The sequence below is a fragment of the Haladaptatus sp. genome (genome assembly GCF_049589095.1).
Taxonomy (GTDB): domain Archaea; phylum Halobacteriota; class Halobacteria; order Halobacteriales; family Haladaptataceae; genus Haladaptatus.
Genome location: NZ_JBAWAC010000428.1, coordinates 1 through 4,386, shown reverse-complemented (window position 1 = coordinate 4,386; position 4,386 = coordinate 1). Strand labels below are relative to the sequence as shown.

The window sequence follows — 4,386 nt, the reverse complement described above, 5'->3', positions numbered from 1 at the left end:
CCTTCTCGGCACCGTCGATAGTTGCGGTTGCGTCGTACTTCGCACCGGAGGGACACACCGGTTTGCAGGTTCCGTAGCCCAGACACTCGCTCCGTCCGCGGTAGGATTCCGAATTCCGCGCGTTCGGTACCGAATGGGTCGTGATTTCGAGCGACTCGCAGGCCTCGGCGAACATCGCATCCGAATAGGAAGGAGGGAACGCCGGAAGCGGAAACGGTGTTGTTCGAGGTGGGGCGAAGGGGTTGTCGCTCGCGCCCGCAACCCCGAACGCACGCTCAGCGCGTGCGTAGTACGGTCGCAGGTCGGCGTAGGAGAGCGGCCAATCCACCCCCATCCCCGTCTCGCTGTGCAGGCGGAAATCCCGCTCGTGGAGACGCATCACCATCCCCTGCCAGTGGAGGGTACTTCCGCCGACGCCCTTCACGCGCGCGGTGTTCAACGGGTACTCCTTCGGTCCACTGCTGGTGTAGGCGTCGCGCTTCCCGTGGTCACCTTCCTCGCCCATGTTCCACGGTGGTTTCGAACTCCCGGGTCTGATCGCGCGCTCCTCGCGTTCGGAGCGGTCCTCGAAATCGAAGCGCGGCCCGGCATCCAGCACGACGACCGAATAGCCTGCTTTGGCCGCCTGATGGGCGACGAGTGCTCCCGCCGGGCCAGCACCGATGACGCAGACATCCGCATCCGCACGGGGGCCGCGGTCGGTCACGACTGCGGCCCCCGCTGATAGGACGTATCCCCGCCGGGATACCCCGGCGGGTTCTCCAGTCCAACCAGTTTCGAACCGGTCGGCGTGGTGTACAGCGCGAAGAGTAGTTCGTTCAGCACGTAGTAGCGGATTCGTTCGCCCCGTAGGCCATCCGGGTTGGGGTCGCCCGCGACCGCACCCACTTGCCGAAGTGCAGTTGAACACGTATCCTCGTCGAGCGTCACGAATTTCCCATCGAACCAATCGGTCGTCGCGTCGTCAAGCGCGCCGAGCGCGTCCTGTATCCCCGCCCGGTAGTCGGGGTCGTCGTTCGCACGTGCGACGGAGTACTTCCTGACGAACGATTCGACTCCTGATATCGTATTCGGATACGCGACTTCGGCGACGGCGACGAGCGTTGCCACCTCGTGGTCCGAAAGTGGTGGGGTTCCCGATTTCGATTCGGAGTCCACGAAGACGGCCGCGCCGCCGGCAACGCCTACAGCCCCGAGTGCCGTGAGCACGTCACGCCGCGTCAGTTCCATCGTGCCGCGATTAGGCAAACCTAAGCTTTAAGCTATCGTCTCATCGATTCGTTTGCTGTGGCGGTTTGTTTTGGCACACCTAAAAAACGATAGGGTTTTAGGAGGGCCTAAATATTTTCAAGTCGATGACTCTCCCCGACCGAGACGGAACATTGCGTCGTACGTTTCTCAAAGGCGGTAGTGCGCTCGCCGCCACCGGGTTGCTCGCAGGCTGTAACGGTCTCGTCGGTAACTCGTCGAACACGAGTACGTCGAGCGATTCTTCACATTCATCTCCCGACCTCGAAAAGTTCGTTACCGACCTCACCGTTCCCGATATCAAACAACCGTCCGGGAAGAAAGACGGCCATCCCCACTACGAGGTGATGATGAAAGAGGCAACGCAGTCGTTCCATCCTGACCTCGACGACACCACCATCTGGGGCTACGACGGTCAGTTCCCCGGTCCGACATTCGAGGTCCAGCGCGGTCAGACGATTTCGGTCCACTGGGCGAACGGGGAACTGCCCGACGAGCATATCTTCCCAGTCGATACGACGCTCCCTTCCCAGAAGGGGAACCCGGAAGTCCGCTCGGTCGTCCACGTCCACGGAAGCAACGCTAATTCCGTCAACGACGGCTACCCACAGGCGTGGTACACGCCCGACGGCAAAACCACCGGTCCGTACTACGGTGGCGAGACCTACACGTATCAGAACCACCAGCCTCCGACGACGCTCTGGTATCACGACCATGCGCTCGGCGCGAACCGACTGAACGTCTACGCCGGTCTCGCCGGACTCTACCTCATTCGGGGTGATGTTGGTGGCACCGACAAACTACCTTCGGGGAAGTACGAACTCCCCCTCGTCCTTCAGGACCGCGCGTTCAACGATGATGGTTCCGCCTTCTATCCCGGTCCCGAGCGGGGCGGCATCTCCCCGAGTATCGTCGAAATGTTCTTCGGTGATGTCGCCACCGTCAACGGGAAAGCGTGGCCAACGTTCGAAGTCGAACCGCGAAAGTACCGCTTCCACATGCTCAACGCGTCGAACGCTCGATTCTACCATCTCTCGCTGAAAGGCTACGATGCCGATGCGGGCAAGCCTACAGGCGAGGACGGGCCGAACTTCGTTCAAGTCGCCAGCGACGGCGGCTACATGAACAAGCCCGTCGAACTCACCGACGGTCTCCTCCTCGGCAGCGCCCAGCGCGGCCAGTGGGTCGTCGATTTCTCCGACTACGCTGGCGAGAGTCTCCTCCTCCACAACGACGCGAAGGCACCCTACGTCGGCGGTGATCCTTCGTCCGAGAACCAGTCACCGCTTCCGGAAATCATGCGCTTCGACGTGCAAGATTCCGACGTCAACGACGACAGTACGGTTCCGGACTCGTTCGGACCGCTTCCCCGTCTCGGTAACAGTCAGAACGCCGGCACGAACCCCGTCCCGACTATCGAGAAGGACGACGCCGTCCGAGAGCGTGTGCTCACGCTCGACGAAACCACCGACGAACACGGACGGATCATGTTGCTCCTCGACGGTCTATGGTATAGCCATGAAGCGACAGAGCGTCCGACCGTCGGCACGACCGAAGTGTGGCACCTCGTCAACGTCAGTGACGACTTCCACCCCATTCACATCCACCTCGTCCAGTTCCAAGTGCTCGGCCGGCAGGGATTCGACATCGAACTGTTCAAAGACTCCGGCGCGATTTCACCCACGACTTCCCATCGTCCGCCGCGCGAGCAGGAGACCGGGTGGCACGACACGGTCGTCGCCCCGTCCGGCGATGTCACCAGTATCGTCGCACACTTCGGCGAAATCGACGGTCTCTTTCGTGACATCACTGGACGATTCGTCTGGCACTGTCACATGATGGAACACGCGAATCACGAGATGATTCGTCCGTTCGAGGTCGACCCGAAGGGCTACAGTCAGGATTAACTGACCACTCTTTCGGAGTCTCACCGTCCTTGCGATTCCATTAGTTCTTCAAAATATCGTCCAACCAGGGCAACTGCTGATCGACGGGTTCGAAATCACCGACTCGGTTCTACAGCACCGAATATCCGTGACCGGGGTCGAGCGAATCGAGATACGAGTAGGGCGTTCCGTCCTCCGACGTTTTCCGCTTCACCCCGAACGTGTAGCTCCCGTCCACTTTTATCTCTTCGTAGACCTCCGACGAACTCAGGTACGATACCTCGATAGTCGTCTTCCCGAACGCGTGCTTTAGCTTGACGTATCTGCTGTCTTCGCCGGGTGAAATCGTCCCAAAGCGCCCGTCCGTGGGTTTCTTCTCCGCGACCGTTCCGTCGCGGACGACCCGATGAAAACTCCCGATGGAGCCGCTGATGGTGGTGGCGAGGATGACGAAGTCGTCTATCTGGACGGTGTTGAACTGGTCGAGCGGAGTCGAATACCATTTCACCGAGCCATCTGCAGGCGCTAACTGTACCCCATCGTACCCCTCGTGGCGTATCTTCAGATAGTAGCCGATATTCCCGTATTTTCGCCCCAACTTCCCCCGCAACTCCTCGTCGAGCACGAAACCGGGTCCGATAGAACGGCCGTGGAGGACGGAGCCGACCGATGGACCATCGCCGTTATCCGTCACACTCAAGAGGGGCGTCTGTTCACCACCGGACTTCCCCACCACCGACCGTTCGATGACTTTTCCTTTCGGCGGCGGCAGCGGGTGGCTACAACCGGAGACGAGTGAGAGACCCCCCAGCGCAAAGAGACGATTGAATGACCGCCGATTCATACAAAAGTAAAGACGGTTCCCAATCAAGTAAGTAGTGATAGCTGACGAGGATTTCCTGTGGGCAGTTATTTGCACGAGTATCGACGCCGCGGTTGCCGACGCGACCTATTTCATATAGCATCATACGATTTGCTGTACGGTGTGTTGGTCGTTTCCGCAAGCAGGAAAAGCACCAAGAACCGCTTGTCGCGGCTGTTTTCGGCAGAACAACGGTTTCCGTTCGGCTCCCGATGAGATTTTGGCTTCCGATTCGGACCGCTATCCGAAAACCAGTCGCAACGGTGTCCTCTTCGAGGCAACAGGTATCTCCCCCCGCCAGCAATCGGAAAAATCAGCCGTCGAAGTTCAGGCATTCTCGACTTGTTTGAGCACGTCAGGAGCGCTCTCCAACGCCTCATCCAGTTTGTC

The 4,386-nt window shown here is 59.8% G+C and carries 4 protein-coding genes; 1 reads left to right on the top strand and 3 read right to left on the bottom strand.

All coding sequences use genetic code 11. The features are described 5' to 3' along the window. Both WBV42_RS13505 and WBV42_RS13500 read right to left on the bottom strand, forming a co-directional pair. A partial coding sequence (locus WBV42_RS13505; RefSeq protein ID WP_423986488.1) for an FAD-dependent oxidoreductase occupies positions 1-706 on the bottom strand: 706 nt, incomplete at its 3' end. Next, positions 703-1,230: a twin-arginine translocation signal domain-containing protein gene (locus WBV42_RS13500; RefSeq protein WP_423986487.1), complete on the bottom strand. Its 528-nt coding sequence runs from the start codon at positions 1,228-1,230 to the stop codon at positions 703-705. The genes WBV42_RS13500 and WBV42_RS13505, both read right to left, overlap by 4 nt. Positions 1,231-1,355: 125 nt before the next feature. Here WBV42_RS13500 and WBV42_RS13495 point away from each other — a divergent pair, with 125 nt between their 5' ends. Then, positions 1,356-3,155 (top strand): multicopper oxidase domain-containing protein, encoded by a 1,800-nt coding sequence (locus tag WBV42_RS13495; RefSeq protein WP_423986486.1) that lies wholly within the window; start codon positions 1,356-1,358, stop codon positions 3,153-3,155. A 109-nt stretch (positions 3,156-3,264) separates the two neighbouring features. Here WBV42_RS13495 and WBV42_RS13490 read toward each other — a convergent pair whose 3' ends face one another. Further along, complete coding sequence (locus tag WBV42_RS13490) at positions 3,265-3,978, bottom strand: hypothetical protein (RefSeq protein WP_423986485.1); 714 nt, start codon at positions 3,976-3,978, stop codon at positions 3,265-3,267. Positions 3,979-4,386: the final 408 nt, after the last annotated feature.

Coding starts and splice junctions, on each gene's coding strand:
- WBV42_RS13500 (WP_423986487.1), bottom strand. CDS start 1,230: ATGGAACTGACGCGGCGTGACGTGCTCACGGCACTCGGGGCTGTAGGC.
- WBV42_RS13490 (WP_423986485.1), bottom strand. CDS start 3,978: ATGAATCGGCGGTCATTCAATCGTCTCTTTGCGCTGGGGGGTCTCTCA.
- WBV42_RS13495 (WP_423986486.1), top strand. CDS start 1,356: ATGACTCTCCCCGACCGAGACGGAACATTGCGTCGTACGTTTCTCAAA.